The 18,684-nt window shown below is 65.6% G+C and carries 18 protein-coding genes; 14 read left to right on the top strand and 4 right to left on the bottom strand.

Annotated features, from left to right (window positions below):
- The first annotated feature begins 495 nt into the window (after window positions 1-495).
- Window positions 496-702, top strand: a complete 207-nt coding sequence (locus tag AAFN89_RS13600; protein ID WP_347539612.1) for a hypothetical protein — start codon at window positions 496-498, stop codon at window positions 700-702.
- 149 nt (window positions 703-851) lie between these two features.
- On the opposite strand, the gene AAFN89_RS13595 is transcribed toward AAFN89_RS13600, so the two are convergent.
- Window positions 852-1,076, bottom strand: a complete 225-nt coding sequence (locus AAFN89_RS13595) for a hypothetical protein (RefSeq protein WP_347539611.1) — start codon at window positions 1,074-1,076, stop codon at window positions 852-854.
- Window positions 1,077-1,196: 120 nt separating this feature from the next.
- On the opposite strand from AAFN89_RS13595, the gene AAFN89_RS13590 reads away from it, so the two are divergent.
- From AAFN89_RS13590 to AAFN89_RS13565, 6 genes are all read left to right on the top strand, one after another.
- Window positions 1,197-2,123: a PhzF family phenazine biosynthesis protein gene (locus tag AAFN89_RS13590; protein ID WP_347539610.1), complete on the top strand. Its 927-nt coding sequence runs from the start codon at window positions 1,197-1,199 to the stop codon at window positions 2,121-2,123.
- Window positions 2,120-2,569 (top strand): MaoC family dehydratase, encoded by a 450-nt coding sequence (locus tag AAFN89_RS13585; protein WP_347539609.1) that lies wholly within the window; start codon window positions 2,120-2,122, stop codon window positions 2,567-2,569. Before AAFN89_RS13590 ends, AAFN89_RS13585 begins: the two co-directional genes overlap by 4 nt.
- A 203-nt stretch (window positions 2,570-2,772) precedes the next feature.
- Window positions 2,773-3,309, top strand: a complete 537-nt coding sequence (locus tag AAFN89_RS13580) for a GNAT family N-acetyltransferase (protein WP_347539608.1) — start codon at window positions 2,773-2,775, stop codon at window positions 3,307-3,309.
- Window positions 3,310-3,451: 142 nt separating this feature from the next.
- Window positions 3,452-4,633 carry a phosphoserine transaminase gene (locus tag AAFN89_RS13575; RefSeq protein WP_347539607.1) on the top strand — a complete coding sequence of 394 codons (1,182 nt, stop codon included), beginning with the start codon at window positions 3,452-3,454 and terminating at the stop codon, window positions 4,631-4,633.
- A gap of 136 nt (window positions 4,634-4,769) precedes the next feature.
- Entirely contained in the window at window positions 4,770-6,347 is a 1,578-nt protein-coding gene (gene serA, locus AAFN89_RS13570; RefSeq protein ID WP_347539606.1) for a phosphoglycerate dehydrogenase, read from the top strand.
- A gap of 185 nt (window positions 6,348-6,532) precedes the next feature.
- Window positions 6,533-8,281, top strand: coding sequence for a histidine kinase dimerization/phosphoacceptor domain -containing protein (locus AAFN89_RS13565; protein WP_347539605.1), 1,749 nt, complete (start codon window positions 6,533-6,535; stop codon window positions 8,279-8,281).
- A gap of 32 nt (window positions 8,282-8,313) precedes the next feature.
- On the opposite strand, the gene AAFN89_RS13560 is transcribed toward AAFN89_RS13565, so the two are convergent.
- The 3 genes from AAFN89_RS13560 to AAFN89_RS13550 form a co-directional block, all read right to left on the bottom strand.
- Window positions 8,314-9,369, bottom strand: a complete 1,056-nt coding sequence (locus AAFN89_RS13560) for a hypothetical protein (RefSeq protein ID WP_347539604.1) — start codon at window positions 9,367-9,369, stop codon at window positions 8,314-8,316.
- A 248-nt stretch (window positions 9,370-9,617) separates the two neighbouring features.
- Entirely contained in the window at window positions 9,618-10,049 is a 432-nt protein-coding gene (locus AAFN89_RS13555) for a hypothetical protein (protein ID WP_347539603.1), read from the bottom strand.
- A gap of 103 nt (window positions 10,050-10,152) precedes the next feature.
- On the bottom strand, window positions 10,153-10,314 hold the full coding sequence (locus AAFN89_RS13550) for a hypothetical protein (RefSeq protein ID WP_347539602.1): 162 nt from the start codon (window positions 10,312-10,314) through the stop codon (window positions 10,153-10,155).
- 176 nt (window positions 10,315-10,490) lie between these two features.
- On the opposite strand from AAFN89_RS13550, the gene AAFN89_RS13545 reads away from it, so the two are divergent.
- The 7 genes from AAFN89_RS13545 to AAFN89_RS13515 all read left to right on the top strand — a co-directional run bounded on the left by AAFN89_RS13545 (window position 10,491) and on the right by AAFN89_RS13515 (window position 18,428).
- On the top strand, window positions 10,491-11,123 hold the full coding sequence (locus AAFN89_RS13545; RefSeq protein ID WP_347539601.1) for a glutathione S-transferase family protein: 633 nt from the start codon (window positions 10,491-10,493) through the stop codon (window positions 11,121-11,123).
- 89 nt (window positions 11,124-11,212) lie between these two features.
- Window positions 11,213-11,563: a helix-turn-helix transcriptional regulator gene (locus tag AAFN89_RS13540; RefSeq protein WP_347539600.1), complete on the top strand. Its 351-nt coding sequence runs from the start codon at window positions 11,213-11,215 to the stop codon at window positions 11,561-11,563.
- Window positions 11,553-12,869: a HipA domain-containing protein gene (locus AAFN89_RS13535; protein ID WP_347539599.1), complete on the top strand. Its 1,317-nt coding sequence runs from the start codon at window positions 11,553-11,555 to the stop codon at window positions 12,867-12,869. Before AAFN89_RS13540 ends, AAFN89_RS13535 begins: the two co-directional genes overlap by 11 nt.
- Before the next feature lie 86 nt (window positions 12,870-12,955).
- Window positions 12,956-14,134, top strand: coding sequence for an ATP phosphoribosyltransferase regulatory subunit (locus tag AAFN89_RS13530; protein WP_347539598.1), 1,179 nt, complete (start codon window positions 12,956-12,958; stop codon window positions 14,132-14,134).
- 7 nt (window positions 14,135-14,141) lie between these two features.
- Entirely contained in the window at window positions 14,142-15,434 is a 1,293-nt protein-coding gene (locus tag AAFN89_RS13525; RefSeq protein ID WP_347539597.1) for an adenylosuccinate synthase, read from the top strand.
- 335 nt (window positions 15,435-15,769) lie between these two features.
- Complete coding sequence (locus AAFN89_RS13520) at window positions 15,770-17,905, top strand: serine/threonine protein kinase (RefSeq protein WP_347539596.1); 2,136 nt, start codon at window positions 15,770-15,772, stop codon at window positions 17,903-17,905.
- Between the two features lie 4 nt (window positions 17,906-17,909).
- Window positions 17,910-18,428: a hypothetical protein gene (locus AAFN89_RS13515; RefSeq protein WP_347539595.1), complete on the top strand. Its 519-nt coding sequence runs from the start codon at window positions 17,910-17,912 to the stop codon at window positions 18,426-18,428.
- The last annotated feature ends 256 nt before the right edge of the window (window positions 18,429-18,684 follow it).

The following is an 18,684-nucleotide window of genomic DNA, read 5'->3' as shown; positions in this document are numbered from 1 at the left end:
ATCCTGAGCCCGTCGAAGGATGCGTGCCCACATGGTTCGACAGGCTCACCATGAGGTTGAGGGGAAACGGCCTCCCATGACCGTTAGGTTAAACCTGAAACTCAACCGCCCCATGTCTTGACCTGGCGGTCGACCGACCCCATTCTGATGATGCCGATTCGAAGTCCGCTTCGATCGGCCCTGTGGCCCTCAAGGGCTCGCGGCAATTTGACGGAAGCAGCTTGCGCCGCGTCACCAAACGCTAAAGCGCCACGAAGCGACTTCGTGGTTCCTGAACGTAAGAAAGGACCCACCCGTGATGATCCTCCCGATCGTCCTTCCCGCTTTCCCCGACGACCTTCGATGGCGCCAGCGAAAACAGCCGGCGTGTTGGCGAATGTGCCGGGGCGCTTCCTAGCGCCCATGCCCGTCCGGTTCCGTGGAACCCGACTCGCAGCATCTCCATTCATTCAGCCAGAACCAGTCCGCCGACCCTTGGCGGCCATCGGAGATTCCATGTCTTCCAACGCTTACGCGATCGAAGCCGCCGGCATCAGCGCCGGCATCGTGATCCATGAACGGGGCGGCTTCCGCTTCTACGCCGCCCATGAATCCTTCACCTCGATGGACGGCCAGATATTCAAGCGTCCCCGCGACGCGGAGAAGGCGGCCGAGAAGCTGGTCGCCGACCGTCCGGCCGACCGGCTGCGGCTGGCGGTCTGATCCGCCGCGGCGACACCGGCGCGGCCTCGACCACCATCAACGCCGTATGGATGCTGGATCAAGTCCAGCATGACCTTGTTTTTGTTGGTCATTCCCGACTTGATCGGGAATCCATGGGCCCTTGCCGCTTCACTGGCGGCGCGGGCCGGTCAGCCTCGTCGGCGCTGGCCGGCGACGATCATGATTCCGCCGACGACCAGCAGCGCGATTCCGGCATAGGTCGGGATGCCGATGGTCTTCTGCGTCTCGGCGGTGGCCTCGATGGGCCCGACCTGGAGGACCTGCTCCTCCGTGGTGTAGGAGATCGTGGGCACGACCAGCGCCGCGATGCCCAGGACGATCAGGACCAGGCCGATGATGGTGGGAATACGCAACGCTCTATTCCTTCGATAATGTTCCGGCTTGCCGGTGCGCAGGCGAAACGATCAGGATCGGGGAAGGTTGCACCGCCGCCGGCGATCGCGCAGGCAGGAAGAAGAAGGGCAGGGGAAAGCATGCATCTCGACTATGTAACGGCCGACGTCTTCACCGATCGGCCGCTGACCGGCAACCCGCTGGCGGTGGTGCTGGACGCCGACGGTCTGTCGGGCCGCGCCATGCAGCGCATCGCCGGAGAGTTCAACCTGTCGGAAACCGTCTTCGTGCTGAAGCCGCGCGATCCCGACGCCGCCGCGCGCCTGCGCATCTTCACCCCCGCCCGCGAACTGCCCTTCGCCGGCCACCCGACGGTCGGCGCGGCCGTCGTGCTGGCCGGAATCGGCGCGATCGAAGCCGACGCCGGGCGGGTCGACATCATCTTCGAGGAAGGGGTCGGGCCGGTCCCCGTCACGGTCGACGGCCGCGCCGGCTGGGCCCAGCTTTCCGTCGCCAGACTGCCGGAGGAAGGCCCGGCCCCGCCGGATCGCGCGGCGCTTGCCCGCATCCTCTCCCTGACGCCGGACGATTTCCCGGAGGGAGAGCCGGCGCGCTCCTTCTCCTGCGGCGCGGCCTTCCCCTTCGTCCCGGTCCGCGACCGGGAGGCGCTCGCCCGTGCGCGGATCGATTCGGCGGCCTGGTCGGAACTGATGGCCAACGACGCCGCGCCCGACCCCTACCTCTTCTGCCGCGATCCCGAACGCCTCGGCTCCCACATCCGCGCCCGTCTGTTCGCCCCGGCGATGGGCATTACGGAAGACCCCGCCACCGGCTCGGCCGCCGCCGCGCTCGCCGGATATCTGACGGCGCAGGACCGCTATCCGGACGGAACAGCCCGCTGGGTGGTCGAGCAGGGGTTCGAGATGGGCCGCCCCTCCATCCTGGAGGTCGAGGCCGATATCCATGCCGGCAAGGCAACCGCCGTCCGTGTCGGCGGCTCCGCCGTGATTATCGCGCGCGGCCAACTCACCATCCCCGACGATCTGGCGCGGGAGGGCGAGGCATGACCGATCTCTATTTCGAGGATTTCACCGTCGGCCGCATCTTCCGCTCCGCCGGCGCGACGCTGACGGAGGGCATGATCGTGGATTTCGCCCTGACCTACGACCCCCAGCCCTTCCATATCGATGGCGAGGCGGCGAAGGCGACGCCCTTCGGCGGCCTGATCGCCTCGGGCTTCCAGACCCTGGCGCTCACCTTCCGCCTGTTCGCCCAGACCGGGGCACTGGCGGCTGCCGGCATCGGCAGCGGGGGGCTGGACGAGCTGCGCTGGCTCCGCCCCGTCCGTCCGGGCGACACGCTCCGCATGGAGGCGGAGGTGGTGGAGCAGAAGCCGTCATCCTCCAAGCCCGATCGCGGCTCCGCCCGGCTCGCTTACCGGACCTTCAACCAGCATGGCGAACCCGTCATGACCTGCTTCTGCCACCACCTGCTGAAGCGGCGGCCCGCCTGATCCCGCCCGACGACATCCGCGCGCTGGAGGCGCTGTGCGCGCGCTCCTGGCCCGCCGCCTCCGCCGAGCATCTCAACGGCTGGCGGCTGGGCTACAGCGAAGGTTCTTCCAGGCGCGCCAACTCAGTCCTCCCGCTGGCCTGGGAAGGTGGCGACCTAGATTCCGCGCTGTCGGAGGCCGAGGATCGCTACCGCCGGCGCGAGTTGCGCCCCTGCTTCAAGATCACCGAAGCCGCGCTGCCCGCCGGGCTGGACGAAAGGCTGGAGGCGCGCGGCTACGCCGTCGAAGGCCGGTCGCTGGTCCTGACCGGAGGATTGGCCGAAGGGAAGACGGCCGGCGATATCGTGATCGCCCCCGTCGCCGACGCCGCATGGTGGCGGGTCGCCGCCCCGGCCGAATCGGGGGAGGCTGCCAGCCGGGAACGGCTGGGCATCGCTTCGAGGCTGCCCGCGCCCACCGGCTTCGCCGCCCCCCTGGTCGAAGGCGCGCCGGCCAGCGTCGCGCTCGCGACCGTCATCGACGGCTGGTGCTGCGTCTCCTCCGTCCGCACCGCGCCCGACCTCCGGAGGCAAGGCCTCGCCGCGCGGGTGATGATGGCGATCGCCGGCTGGGCGCGACAGAATGGCGCGCATTCCGCGTGCCTCCAGGTGGAGGCCGACAACGCCCCTGCCGTCGCCCTCTATGCCGCCGCCGGCCTGCGCCCAGCCTATGGCTACCATTATCGGACCCTTGCCGGATGATCGCGGGCGTGTACCCCTTCATTCGGGCATGGCAGCCAATATTTTTCCGATAGGACGTTGACGGTGGGGTTCCGGTCGCTATTCTCCGCGGCGGGCCACACCCCCCCAACGGGGTGCTACTATTCTGGAAGGAATAGCGACAATGAGCACGCTGAACGCCCCCAAACCGTCGGGGCGTCCGCGCCGTCCCGAATTTTCCTCGGGTCCCTGCGCGAAGCATCCCGGCTGGACGCTGGACGCCCTGAGCGACGCGATCCTCGGTCGTTCCCACAGATCGAAACCCGCCAAGGCCAGGCTGGCCGAAGTGATCGACCGCTCCCGCGCGATCCTCGGCATCCCGGCCGACTACCGCCTCGGCATCGTGCCGGCGTCGGACACCGGCGCGGTTGAGATGGCGCTCTGGTCGATGCTCGGCCAGCGCGGCGTCGACATGCTGGCCTGGGAAAGCTTTGGCGAGGCCTGGATCACCGATGTCGTCAAGCAGCTCAAGCTGGATGATGTCCGCACCTTCAAGGCCGGCTACGGCGAACTGCCCGATCTCGCGGCCGTCGATACCGACCGCGACGTGGTCTTCACCTGGAACGGGACGACCTCCGGCGTCCGGACGCCGAACGGCGACTGGATCAAGGACGACCGGCAGGGGCTGACCTTCTGCGACGCCACCTCCGCCGCCTACGCCATGGACCTGCCCTGGCCGAAGCTGGATGTCGTCACCTGGTCCTGGCAGAAGGTGCTGGGCGGGGAGGGCGCGCACGGCATGATCGCTCTCAGCCCGCGCGCCGTCGAACGACTCCAGGGCTTCGATCCCGACCGCCCGCTGCCCAAGATATTCCGCCTGATGTCCAAGGGCGCGCTGGCTGAAGGCGTGTTCAAGGGCGAAACCATCAACACCCCCTCCATGCTGGCGGTCGAGGACGCGCTGAGTGGCCTCCGCTGGGCCGAATCGGAAGGCGGGCTGAAGGCCCTCATCGGCCGGTCGGAAGCCAATCTCCGCATTGTCGCCGACTGGGTCGCGAAATCGGACTGGGCGGATTTCCTGGCCGTCGATCCTGCGACGCGGTCATCGACCTCCATCTGCCTGAAGATCGTCGATCCCCAGGTGCTGGCGCTCGACGCCAAGGGCCAGGCGGAGGCGCCGAAGCGCATCGCCGCGCTCCTGGAGGCCGAAAATGTCGCCTACGACATCACCGGCCATCGCGACGCCCCTCCGGGCCTGCGGATCTGGGGCGGCTCCACCGTCGAAACGTCCGATCTCCAGGCGCTCCTGCCCTGGCTGGATTGGGCGTTCGCCACGGTCTGCGCCGATCTCGCCAAGGCCGCCTGACCAAACACCCCTTGCCGCCACTACCCCTCTCCCCTTGTGGGAGAGGGAGGGGCCCATTGCATAAGCAATGGGAGGGTGAGGGGTGAGTTGTTTCCCTTATTCAGTTTCCGAACATCCGCATACGGAGTCCGTCCCGATGCCCAAAGTCCTCATTTCCGACAAGCTCAGCCCCGCCGCCGTCGAGATCTTCAAGGCCCGCGGCGTGGAGGTCGACGTCAAGACCGGCCTGACGCCGGACGAGCTGAAATCCATCATCGGCCAGTATGACGGCCTCGCCATCCGCTCGGCCACCAAGGTCACGAAGGATGTGCTGGCCGCCGCGACGAACCTCAAGGTCGTCGGCCGGGCCGGCATCGGCGTCGACAATGTCGACATCCCGGCGGCGACCCAGCGCGGCGTCGTCATCATGAACACGCCCTTCGGCAACTCCATCACCACGGCCGAACACGCCATCGCGATGATGTTCGCCCTGGCGCGGGAGATTCCGGAGGCCAACGCCTCCACCCATGCCGGCAAGTGGGAGAAGAACCGCTTCATGGGCGTGGAGCTGTTCGGCAAGACGCTGGGCATCATCGGCGCCGGCAATATCGGCTCCATCGTCGCCGACCGCGCGCTGGGCCTGAAGATGAAGGTCGTCGCCTACGACCCTTACCTGTCGGCCGAACGGGCGGTCGATCTGGGGGTGGAGAAGGTGACGCTGGACGAGCTGTTCGGCCGCGCCGACATCCTCACCCTGCACACGCCGCTGACGGACGCGACCCGCGGCATCGTCGGCCGGGAGGCGATCGCGAAGATGAAGCAGGGCGCGCGCATCATCAATTGCGCGCGCGGCGGACTGGTTGATGAGGAAGCGCTGCGGGAGGCGCTGGATTCCGGCCATCTCGCCGGGGCGGCGCTCGACGTGTTTTCCGAGGAGCCGGCCAAGGCGCACCCACTGTTCGGCCATCCCAAGGTCGTCTGCACGCCCCATCTGGGCGCCTCGACCTCCGAAGCGCAGGAGAACGTCGCCCTCCAGGTGGCGGAGCAGATTTCCGACTATCTGATGTCCGGCGCGGTCGTGAACGCGCTCAACATGCCGTCCATCTCGGCGGAGGACGCGCCGCGCCTGCGGCCTTATCTCAAGCTCGCCGAACAGCTCGGCTCCTTCGCCGGCCAGATAACCGAAACCGGCATCCAGTCCGTGACGGTGGAATATGAGGGCGAGGCGGCGGAGCTGAACGTCAAGCCGCTGACGGCGGTGATCCTGACGGGCCTGCTCTCGCCGCTGCTGGACAGCGTCAACATGGTCTCCGCCCCCGTCATCGCGCGGGAGAGGGACATCGACGTCTCGGAGACGAAGCACGACCGGGCGACCAACTACAACACGCTGGTCCGCGTGGTCGTCAAGACCGAGGCCCGCACGCGCTCCGTCGAAGGCTCGCTCTTCGGCGGCGACAAGCCGCGTCTGGTGGGCATCGAGGACGTGCCGCTGGAGGCGGAGGTGTCCGAACACATGCTGTTCGTCCGCAACGAGGACAAGCCCGGCCTGATCGGCAATCTCGGCACCATCCTCGGCAATGCCGGGATCAACATCGCCAGCTTCCATCTCGGCCGGAAGAGCGCGGGGGAGAACGCCATCGCGCTGGTCGCCGTCGATCAGCCGGTCGACGACAAGCTGTCCCGCGAAGTGGCGACCCTGCCCAGCGTCGTCAGCGTCAAGGCGCTTCGCTTCTGACGGGACGGGAGGGCAGGCGCACCCGGCCCTGCCGTCGGGGCCGGGTGCGCCTGTCACGCGAATATTTCAGGACCGAATGGATAAAATCCGTGCCGCTTCCTGTCCTATGTTAGGTACATTGACCGTCTTGCCATGGTGAAGTCCGCCCGGATCCCGTTTCGGGATGGGGTAGGGGAGGAACAGGAGTGAACATCCAGCAGCGTCTGCTGTTGCTGATCCTGATTGCTGCGTTTCCGGTATTGGCTGTCCTTGTTGCCGGCGAATTCGCCGAACGTCGCGCTGATCGCGGCAACGCCGCGCTTCAGGCCGTTCAGCTGGCGCGGACGATCGCGTCGGAACAGCAGGGCTATTTTGAGAATGCGCGGTATGTCTTCGCCACGCTGGCGCACCTGCCGGATCTGGTGACGGGCGACCGGGCGGCGTGCAACCGGCTTACGCGCAACATAACCACCTCGCTTCCCAGCTTCACCGATACAGCCGTCCTGTCCGCCGATGGCATGGTCCTCTGCTCCAGCGACGACGGCGCGGTCGGGACCGACCTTTCGGAACGCGACTTCTTCCGCACCGCGATGGCGACCGGCGTGATCGCCATCGGGCGCGTCACCGTCGATCCGGAGACGGGCAAGAAGATATTGCCGGTAGCCTATCCCGCCCTCGATCAGCGCGGCCGGGCGGAAATGGTTCTCCTCCTGGCGCTCGATCTCCAGTTCCTGGCCTCCTCCATCACGCTGCCGCCGCTGCCGCCGGGATCCGACGTCATGCTGGTCGACGGCGCGGGCACGATCCTCGCCCGCCAGCCCGATCCGGGCGAATGGATCGGACAGGTGATAACCGACGAACGGCTGCGGAATGCATTGCCGGAGGCCGGACGGACCACGGTCGCGGCGACAAGCGTGGAGGGGCGGAACAGCCTCTACGGGATCGCCCCGCTGCAGAAGTACAAGGGCCTCTTCGTGACGGTCGGCATCCCGCGGTCGTCGCTCTTCGCCGCCGCCGAACGGTCGTTCGAACGCCAGATGATGTCGATCGGCGCGATCTTCCTGGCCGTGCTCCTGCTGGCCCTCATCGTGTCGGAAGTCACGATCCGCCGCCCTCTCAAGACGCTCCAGCGGAAGGTGGCCGATTTCGGGGGCGGGCGGCTGGAGACACGCGCGGGGTTGAAAAGCTCGGTGCCCGAATTCACCGATCTGGGCCGCTCCTTCGACAAGATGGCCGACAGCCTTCAGCGTCATGACGAGGAGATGGTCCGGCTGAACGACAACCTGCAGGTGGCCCTGGACGAAAAGAACGTCCTTTTCCAGGAGCTTCACCACAGGGTGAAGAACAACCTCCAGATGATCGTCAGCCTGCTCAGCCTCCAGGCCTCGCGGAACAAGGACCCGGCGATCCAGACGGTGCTGCGGGAAAGCCTGCAGCGGATCATGGCGATGAGCGAGATCCACCAGATCCTCTATCAGTCCGAACAACTCGTCCGTCTGGACTTCTCCGCCGCCGTCCGGTCGCTTTGCGACCAGCTGGCCGTCGCCTATGCCCGCCCCAGCGGCGAGGTCGAGATGGAGGTGAAGACCGAACCGGTGGAGCTGGATATCAACAGCGCCATTCCGCTCGCCCTGCTACTGACGGAACTGGTGTCCAACGCCTTCAAGCACGCCTTTCCCTCCGGTACGCACGGCAGGATCACCGTGACGCTCCGGACCGTGGGCGAAATGGTCGAAATGACGGTCGCGGACAATGGCGTCGGCTTCGATGAACCGGCGGCGGGTGAGGCGCAGGACGGGCTGGGGCTGAGCCTCATCGACCGGCTGGCGGCGCAGGTCGGCGGATCGGCCGCGCGGCTGCCGGGGGCCGGCGCCGCCTATCGCGTGACCCTGGACCGATCGACCGCCGCCGGCGCCCCGGCGACGAATGAAGACGAGCCCGCCGCCCGTCGGTAATATTCAGTCCGCCGTGGCGTGTGGACTCCAATTCAACCTGCCGCAACCTCGAAATCTTCTTCGAGCTCCTCACGCTCCAGCCGGTTGTGATTGACTAGCAGCCTCTGGATTGTCATCTCAGATACTTGAAAATGCTCGGCCACGTCACGTTGGTTTTCCGTCGAATAGTCATCGGCAAGCATTTCATCCACAGCTTCGAACGGACTCAGAAATTCGGCAGCGAACGCTCGCTGCATTTTTTGCCGGTATGTATGACTGCGCGTGGCGGGAAAGAGACGATTTCCCCTTGGTGTGAGAATTCGATCGCCAAGAAGGCGCGCCAGATCGAAACGGCGGCCGGTATGCCATTTAGATCTCAATACCATGCGACCTCTCTCGCTACTCCCGTCGATCGCGAACGAGAGATCTGCAGTTCGGTTTGAATCGGAAAGCGCATCTACTGATGTCCCAGCCATGTCGGCAAGTGACTTGTCCGAGATCATCTCTCCGTTAAGGTGTTCCTGCTCTCGTAGCGCCGCGGCCGCCTTGGCCCCAAGCTTCCAGGCTGGAATATCGCCGCTTCGCCGGAGTCCCGATTGTGTGCGCAGACGGACCGAGTTCCTAGGAGCAACATCGTGACCACCCTGCTCAGCTATCTCCTTTAGTTGACCAATCCCATCTATTCTACCGCCATGGCCGCGATTGGCAGCGATCTCTTCAACGGCCTCGAAGGTAAATTCTTCCGCTTCAACGAGAAGACGCTCCAAGACATGCTGATCGGCCTCGTCTGGTTCAGCGCCGAGGAGTGCCTCAAGCTTCCTGCGGTGGGCAAGTTCTGGCGTACTACGCTCCTTTTCGAGGCATCGCCAGATGTCGTGAAAATTCGACGAATGAACGCCTTCCGATTCCAGTCGGTTCAGCACCTTGCCGAAGAACTCATCGAGCACAGTTTCGAACTGGTGCGCTGGGATTACTGAAGCAACGTCCGAAATGTATCGATATGGCGTGTGTGGTCGTTCGGCGGTTGGCATGGCGACGAGCGCAGTACGCTCACCATCCGAGAATATGGTGATGTCCGGCCAGATATATCCGGAGCCGATCGAGGTCATCCGATGCGATTGCGACCATTCGCTTGCCGGGGATCGCGGCTCCCATCGGAGTCGCCACCAATTCCACGCTGCCCACTCCGCCAAATGGTATGCCGATAAAAACGGCTTCTCCCGCAACCGGTTGGCCAGTGCGTCTCGACCCTCAGTTAACCACCGCTCATGTGCGCGGATGCCGAGGGCGGCGAAGCATGCACGTTCCTCCGCCGGTCCCGCGTCCAGCGATTCCCAATCAACTTCAATGGACCAACTTAGCGGCATCGTTTTTTCCACTCCGCCAATATATATCTACGGAAATCATCTTCCGCCTCAAGGGGATAGCCGTGGTAGGCACCCGATGCTCTGACATCTGTCTTTGCTTCATAGACAATTTCATCTTCGTCTACACACCAGATGAATTTCGGGAAGCCTTCTTTAGAGAGTCCGCTTACCATCCCCGCCTTGATGCCTGTTGCGAGTAGTTGCCAAGCCTGCTTAACGGTTATGGCTTTTACTAGGTCACATAGTGACTTGGTCGGCCGAGGATTTGTCCTTTCCAGCCCATAGTCGGCAGGATAGCGCTTGTGATGACCGCTGCCGGCATATGAAACTTTCGAGGCAAGTGCTTTCAACACCTGCTCATCGAGTGAGCTAGCGGGAGCGAGACGTCTCTTGGGATTGTTGCCTTGTCGCTTCACGATCAAATTGTGTTCAGATTCTAAGTTCCAACACGGCACCTTGCATGATCGCATAGTCATTCGGCTATTGGGAGGTGGTCGTCAACGCGTATTTTGGCGCTGGTATTGTTCAGCCCGTCGCGACGAAATGCGCCATCTGGTCCGCGTGCGCCTTCATGAAGGTCGGGCAGGCCGTGGCGCGCGCGACGTACCCGCGACAAGCGGGATAATTCGCCAGCCCGTCGAACCTATCGACGAGGCTCAGGACAGGTCGGCCATTCGGCGTCTCCATCCGTTGACGCCGAAGCGTGATCGCTTTCGCGTTCCGCAGAAAGAGGGAAGGGTTACCGACACCGGGTTGGAAACCTGAGTCACGGATAGTTTTTGCGACCCTCTGTCGGTTTGGAGATTCCTCCAGCGTCCTTCGTAAGCGACCACGCAATTTCAATGTCGGGAGAAGGGATCAGGATGATGAAACTGTATGGATTAGGTCCGACGCGTTCGCTCCGCGCTCTTTGGGCTCTTCAGGAACTCGACGCGGAATTCGAATTCGTGCCCGTCAACCTCCTGGCTGGCGAAGGCCGTCACCCCGACTTCCTGCGCCTCAACCCCGCCGGAAAGCTCCCGGTGCTGGTCGACGGTGACCTCGTGCTCACGGAATCCGCCGCGATCGTCCTGTATCTGGCGGAAAAGTATGGCGCGAAGGGGCTCATGCCCGCCGGCCTGACGGAGCGGGCGCAGGCATATCGCTGGATCATGTTCGCGGTGACCGAACTTGAACAGCCGCTGTGGCGGATCGCCAAGCACAGCTTCCTCTATCCCGAAGACAAGCGTCTGCCGGAAGATATTGCTCTGGCGAAAGAGGATTTCGTGGAGATGGCGGCGATACTTGACCGCCACATGGATGGGCGTGAGTTCATCGTCGGCGACGACATAACCATCGCCGACTGCGTCACCGCCTATGTGGTGGACTGGGGTGATGAAGCCGGGCTCATCGGCGGCTGCCCAAACCTCAAGGCGTACCTTGAGCGGATGTACGCGCGCCCCAAGGCGCCCCAGCGGATCGCCGAAGCCATGGCAAGCCTCCAGCCTGTTGCCTGACCGCACGGGTGGCAGGTGAATTGACGGGAGAAGGAATGCGCCATAATATGACCTGTGAATGATCCATATCAACACGATATGGACTATATATGATCCATATCACAGGCAAGTTGGTGATTTATAAACGCACATATTCGCGTTATGCGCTTGATGGGCTTGCATTGCTGGGCAAGGCAATCCGGCTTGGGCGCAAGCAGAAGCGGTTGACGGCGCAGAATCTCGCCCAACGGATTGGCGTCTCGCGCAGTACGCTGCAGCGGATCGAGAAGGGCGATCCCAAGGTGGAGATCGGGCTGGTGTTCGAGGCCGCCGCTATTGTCGGGATCAGGCTCTTTGACGCCGACGGCATCGCTGCGCTTTCCGACCGGACCGACAACCACATCGCGCTGCTGCCGAAGCACGTTTACAAGACCGGCAAGCAGGTCATCGATGAGTTCTAGGAGCTCCGGATACGACGAAGCCTATGTCTGGACCTGGCTGCCGGGCGCGACCGAGCCGGTAGTGGCCGGGCGGCTGCATGCCCATGACGGATTCCTCACGTTCAATTATGGACGCAGCTATCGCCAACGGCGCGACGCCACGCCGCTCTATCTCCCGGAACTTCCGCTCGAGGCGGGTGAACTTGCATTGCCGTCCGGTCTGAACATGCCCGGCTGCATCCGCGACGCCGCACCCGATGCCTGGGGCCGACGAGTAATCCTCAACCGCAAGTTTGGAGTGAAAGGCGATCAGTTTGCGCAGAACGATCTTTCCGAACTGACGTTCCTCCTTGAATCAGGATCGGACCGCATCGGGGCGCTGGATTTTCAGCCTTCGCCTACGGAGTACGTGCCGCGGTCGCCGGTCAATGCGACTCTGGAAGAGTTGATCTCGTCGGCGGAACGGGTGGAAAAGGGAATCCCCCTCTCGCCTGAACTCGATCAGGCGCTGTATCACGGCAGTTCGATCGGCGGCGCAAGGCCCAAGGCTTTGATCGAAGACGGCGTGGTCAAGCACATCGCCAAATTCTCCTCGTCATCTGACCTCTACAGCCTCGTCAAAGCGGAATTTGTCGCCATGCGGCTCGCCGCCTTGTGCGGCATAAGGGCGGCGCCGGTGTCGCTGGTCCGCGCGAGCGGCAAGGATGTGCTGCTGGTTGAGCGGTTCGACCGGGTGCATGCGGAGGGCGGCTGGCGGCGCAAGGCAATGGTCTCGGCGCTCACCATGCTGGAACTCGACGAGATGATGGCTCGCTACGCGAGCTATCAGGACCTCGCCGAAATCATCCGGCATCGCTTCACTGCGCCGACAGACACGCTGCGCGAGCTTTTCGCCCGCATGGTCTTCAACATCCTTTGTGGCAACACCGACGATCACGCGCGCAACCACGCCGCCTTTTGGGACGGGATGGCCCTCACCCTTACGCCCGCTTACGACATCTGCCCACAGGGTAGGGTAGGGCAGGAGGCGACTCAGGCGATGCTGATCAGCGGCAACAACCGCATGAGCCGTATCGCTTCCTGTCTTGAGGCCGCGCATCACTTCCTGCTTTCCGAGCCGGAGGCGATCCACATCGCCGAAACCCAGTTGCGCTGCATCGGCGCGAACTGGCGTACGATCTGCGAGGAGGCAGCGCTCAACGAGGTCGACCGCAATCTTTTCTGGGGGCGTCAGTTTCTCAACCCCTTCGCCTTCACGGCGCTGAGCGGGAGGGCGACTGTCCTTCGTGCCCTTGCTGACGAGGTACGGGGTGATGTCGCGGCCTGACTGCCGGGCCGGATTTCAAACTGACCCGCCATCCGCCCGTCTTCGAAGTTGATTCGATGGCCGGCTGGCCCTAGCTTGCCGCCGCCATGCCCGATCGCACTCCAGACGCCGAAACCTCCCTGCATCATGCGCTGCTGCCGGCCGGATTCCACGACATCCTGCCGCCGGACGCGGCGCGGGAGGCGGCGGTGGTGGAGCGGCTCATCTCGCTGGTCGCCGGCCATGGCTATGAACGGGTGAAGCCGCCGCTGGTGGAGTTCGAGGAAACGCTGCTGGGCGGCGTCGGCGCCGCGATGGCGCGGGAAACCTTCCGGCTGATGGACCCGATCAGCCAGCGCATGATGGGCGTGCGCGCCGACATGACCTTGCAGATCGCGCGCATCGCCGCCTCCAGGCTCAAGAACGCGCCCCGGCCGCTGCGTCTCGCCTATGCCGGGCAGGTGCTGCAGGTGAAGGGGACCCATCTGCGGCCGGAACGCCAGTTCACCCAGGTGGGGGCGGAACTGATCGGCTCCCATCTCACCTCGGCGGATGCCGAGGTCGCGGTCCTGGCGGCGCGGTCGCTGATGGCGATCGGCGTGGAGCGCCTCTCGATCGATCTCAACGCGCCGACCCTGGTGCCGGCCCTCCTGCGCGCCCATGGCGTCGCTCCGGACACCGCCGCCGCGCTGCGCCGCGCGCTGGACCGCAAGGATTCCTCGCGCGTGGAGGCGATGGGCGGGCCGGTGGCGAAAACGCTGTCGCTGCTGATGGCCGCTTCCGGCCCGGCGGCCCGCGCGCTCGACGCCGTCTCCGGTCTCTCCCTGCCGGCGGACGCCGACGCCGAACTCGCCCGGCTGGTCGAGGTCGTGACGCTGGTCGCCAAGGCCGCGCCCGATCTCGCTGTCACGGTCGATTTCGTGGAGCATCGGGGCTTCGAATATCATTCGGGCGTCAGCTTCACCCTGTTCGCCCGCGGCGTGCGCGGGGAACTGGGGCGCGGCGGGCGCTACCAGGCGGCCAACGGGGCCGCCAATGGCGAGCCGGCGACCGGCGTGACCCTGTTCATGGACAGTGTGCTGCGCGCCGTCCCCCCCGCCGCCCTGCCGCGCCGGCTCTACGCGCCCTTCGGCACGCCGGCGGAGGTCGCCGACGCGCTGCGGGCCGAAGGCTGGGTCGTGCTGGCCGGCCTCTCCGAAGTACAGGACATTGCCGCCGAGGCGCGGCGAATGGCGTGCGGTTTCGTGCTGCGCGCCGGTCTCCCCCATTCCGTGGAACAGGATTGATCGCAAAATGGCGAACGTCACAGTGGTCGGCTCCCAATGGGGCGACGAGGGCAAGGGCAAGATCGTCGATTGGCTGTCCAGCCGCGCCGACGTGGTGGTCCGCTACCAGGGCGGCCACAATGCCGGCCATACGCTGGTCGTCGGCAACCAGGTCTACAAGCTCAGCCTGCTGCCCTCCGGAATCGTCCGGTCGGGCAAGCTGTCGGTCATCGGCAACGGCGTCGTCGTCGATCCCTGGGCGCTGCTGAAGGAGATCGAGACGCTGCGCGGCATGGGCGTTGAGATCGGCCCCGACAATCTGCTGATCGCCGAGAACGCGGTGCTGATCCTTCCCATGCACGGCGTTGTCGATCGCGTGCGGGAGGAGGCTAGGGGGCCCCACAAGATCGGCACCACCGGGCGCGGCATCGGCCCGGCCTATGAGGACAAGGTCGCCCGCCGCGCCATCCGGCTCTGCGACCTGGCCGATCCCGACGTCCTGGATTACAAGCTCGACCAGCTCCTCCTGCACCACAACGCCTTCCTCCGGGGAATGGGCGCGCCGGAGGTCGATGGCGATGAGGTCAGGACGCGGCTGAAGGAGGTCGCGCCGAAGGTCCTGCCCTATGCCGGCGTCGTGTGGGAACGGCTGGACGAGCTGCGCCGCGCGGGCAAGCGCATCCTGTTCGAAGGCGCGCAGGGCATGATGCTGGATGTCGATCACGGCACCTATCCTTTCGTCACATCCTCCAACACCGTGGCCTCGCAGGCGGCGACCGGGGCCGGCCTCGCGCCGGGGGCGGTCGGCTTCGTGCTGGGAATCACCAAGGCCTACACCACCCGCGTCGGCGCGGGCCCGTTCCCGACGGAGCAGGCGAACGAGATCGGGGACAGGCTGGGCGAGCGGGGGCGGGAGTTCGGCACGGTCACCGGGCGCAAGCGCCGCTGCGGCTGGTTCGACGCCGTCCTGGTCCGCCAGGCGGTCAAGACCGGCGGGCTGAACGGCATCGCCTTCACCAAGCTGGACGTGCTGGACGGGTTCGAGGAGCTGAAGGTCTGCACCGGCTACCGCTATCAGGGCCAGGTGATCCAGCACCTGCCCGCGGGCCAGACGGCGCAGGCCTCCGTGGAGCCGGTCTACGAGACGCTTCAGGGATGGTCGGAAAGCACCCAGGGCGCGCGCTCCTGGGCGGACCTGCCGGCCGAGGCGGTGAAGTACATCCGCCGGGTGGAGGAGCTGATCGAGGCGCCGGTGACGCTCCTGTCGACCAGCCCGGAGCGCGACGACACGATCCTGATGCGCGACCCGTTCGAGGATTGACCGCTTCGCCGTCCGGGATGACATCGGTTTTGTCGGTCATTCCGGACTTGATCCGGAATCCATGGGACGTCGCCGCTTCACCGGCGGCAAAGGGCCGGGCACGGTCTTTCCTCCCTCGATACCGTATGGATGCTTGATCAAGTCAAGCATGACGACTTTGGGAGAACATCTTCATCCTGAGCCTGTCGAAGGATGCGGGCACACATGGTTCGACAAGCTCACCATGAGGGAGAGCGGCGTCGACGATTACGCCGGCCCGTTAAGGTTTCGTTTGCCGAGACGGGCGTACCGTCATCCGGTCGACAATCAGTGTACGCAATCTCGAACAGGGCCAGATGGCGCCTTCCGATCTCGCCAATTTCCTCGCCGGCGGCGCGCCGGGCGGAGAGAACGCCACATCGCCTTCCTTCGCGGCCGGTGACGATGATCCCGGCGGCGCGCCCGGCGTCCCATCGTTCGATCCCTCGGACCTGACGCCGGCCGATGGCGGGCCCGTCATTCTCAACGAAACGTTCGAGATCGCGGTGGATGAGGTTCTGCCCGAACTGTCGGGCATGACCGCCACCGCCTATGCGGCGCGGTCCCTCGCCCAGCCGGGGGACAAGTTCTTCGCGGCGGTGGTCCAGTCCGGCCTGCCGGTCCGCGCCGACATCATCGGCTCGCTGCGCGGCCTCGAACAGCCGTCGGTGATGCGGCTGGTGGATTGGGGAACGGTGTTCTTCCCGCCCTTGCAGGTCCATCAGCCGGTCGTGATCTTCGAACGCCCGGCCGGCGGCCGTCTGGTCAAATCCCTCGATCAGCGGCGCGCGCCGATGACCGAGGATCAGGTCACCCGCTTCGTGATCGCGCCTCTCCTGTCGGCGTTGCAGGATCTGAAGCTGCGCCGGGTCGGCCACGGCGCGATCAATCCCGGCAACCTGATGCTCCGCGACGGCGGGTCTGGCGTCCAGCTCGGCGATTGCGTCACCGGCCCCGCCGGCTACGCGCAGCCCGTGGTGTTCGAGACCATCGAACGCGGCATGGCCCAGCCCTCCGGACGCGGCGCGCCGACCACGGCGGACGATCTCTACGCGCTGGGCGTGACGCTCCTCCATCTTCTGCTCGGCCGCCGTCCCCTGGGCGACCTCGACGGCCGGCTGGTCATCGATGCGAAGGTGGAGAAGGGCAGCTTCTCGGCCCTGATCGGCGACGCCCGGCTGCCGCTTTCCGTCCTGGAGCCGTTGCGCGGCCTGCTGATGGACGATCCGGCCCAGCGCTGGACGCTCGACGATCTGGACCTCTGGGCCAGCGGCCGCCGCCTCAGCCCGAAGCAGTCGCCGCCGCCCCGGCGAGCGCCGCGCCCGGTCCATTTCAGCGGCCGCGACTATTGGGATTCGCGCACGCTGGCGATCGCCATGTCGGCGTCTCCCGGTCCCGCCGCCGCGATCGTGGAGAATGGCGATCTGGACACCTGGATCCGCCGCAGCCTCGATGACGAGCGCATGGCCGACAAGGTGGCCGACGGCGCGCGCGCATCGATGGACGGCCGGGGCGGCTCCGGTGAGGATCGCCGGATAACCCGCGTGACCATGGCGCTCGACCCGCCGGCGCCGATCCGCTATCGCGGCAAGGCCGTGCTGCCGGAAGGGGTGGGCGCGGCGCTGGCCGAGGCCGTCATGTCCGACAGCGGCGTCCAGGAGATGGCGGAGATCATCGCCGCCCAGCTACCGATGTCCTGGGTCAACGTCCAGGACACTTTCCGGCCGGAGCTGGTGCCGATCGTCAAGAAGTTCGACATGGTCCGCTCCTATCTCGACAAGGTCGCGCCGGGCTATGGCGTGGAGCGCTGCCTTTATGAGCTGAACCCGGCGATGCCGTGCCTGAGCCCGCTGCTGGCCGGCCGCTATATCCTGGATCTTCCCCAGATGCTGCGCGCGCTGGAGGAGATCGCCGACCGCGCCGATCGGCCGAACGACCCGATCGACCGCCACATCGCGGCCTTCATCGCCTCGCGCCATACCGGGCTGAACGACCGGGCGCTGTTCGCGCTGGCGGGCGAGGAGGGATCGCACCAGCGCGGCCTCGCGGTGCTCGACGTCCTGATGGAGGTGCAGCAGATCACCAAGGTCCGGCCGCTGCCGAACCTTTGCGGCTGGCTGGTGAAGCTCCTGGAGCCGGCGGTCGAGCAGTTCAACAGCCGCACCCTCCGTCAGCGCATGGCCGACGAGCTGTCCCGCCAGACGGAGACGGGGCTCTTCCGCAACCTGTTCGCGCTGGTCCGCAATTCCGGCCTGGTGAAGCGCGACCAGGCCGGCTTCCGGATGGCCCAGCGCCATCATTCGGCGGCGGAGACGGTGATCGCCGCGCGCGAGCGGGAACTGTCGAAGGCGTCGCTTGCCGGCGGGGAGATCGGCCGTCAGGTCGCCGCCGTCACCGCCAGCCTGATGTCGGCCGTCGTGCTGGTCGCCATCGTCTTGATCCAGGCAGGATAGTCAAATGGCTCCCCGACCTTCCCCCGCGGCCGCCGCGACCACCATCGCCCCGCCGCCCATGCCCCGCCGGGGCGGGCGCATGGCGTGGGTGATCTGCGTCTGCGCGCTGCCGCCGGCGCTGATGGCCCTGCCAACGGCCCTGATCCTGGTCGCCGGCATGGTGCCGACGCTGGTCGCGCTCCTGGTCGACCGCAATCCTGAGAAATACGCCGCCGTCACCGTCGGCAGCCTGAATTTCTGCGGCGTCGCGTCGGTGGTGATAACGCTGTGGCAGACGGGGCACTCCATCGACAACGCGTTCCGTCTGATGATCGACCCATTCTCATGGCTGATCATGCTGGGGTCGGCGGCGTTCGGATGGATGGTCTATGCCGGCATCCCGCCGGCGGTCGGCTTCGTGCTCAAGATGCGCTACGAAGCCGAGGTCGCGAAGCTGAAGGCGACCCAGAAGGAACTGGTCGAGGAATGGGGCGCGCGCGTCACGAACCCGAACGCCGCGCCGGAGAAGGAACCGGCGAAGTAGGGGAGGCGGCCTTCCGAAAAATCGTCATGCCGCACTTGATTCCATAGGCGCTAACTTTGATCGTCATTTCCCCCTCTCCTGCTCCGCGGGAGAGGGAGGGGCCCGCCGCGAAGCGGTGGGAGGGTGAGGGTTTTGGTCCGACCCGGATAGAGTCCTGACAGTTCTGTCCAGATACATTGCTGACAGTTAGTCCGGCCGGCAGGAGGGTCCTGCCGATGCCGTGGAAAGAGCTGTCAGTGATGGATGAGAAGTTGAT

The organism is Inquilinus sp. CAU 1745 (genome assembly GCF_039839375.1).
Classification (GTDB): domain Bacteria; phylum Pseudomonadota; class Alphaproteobacteria; order DSM-16000; family Inquilinaceae; genus JBDOQU01.
Note: the sequence above shows the minus strand (reverse complement) of the source record. Positions and strands in the feature narration are given on the sequence as shown.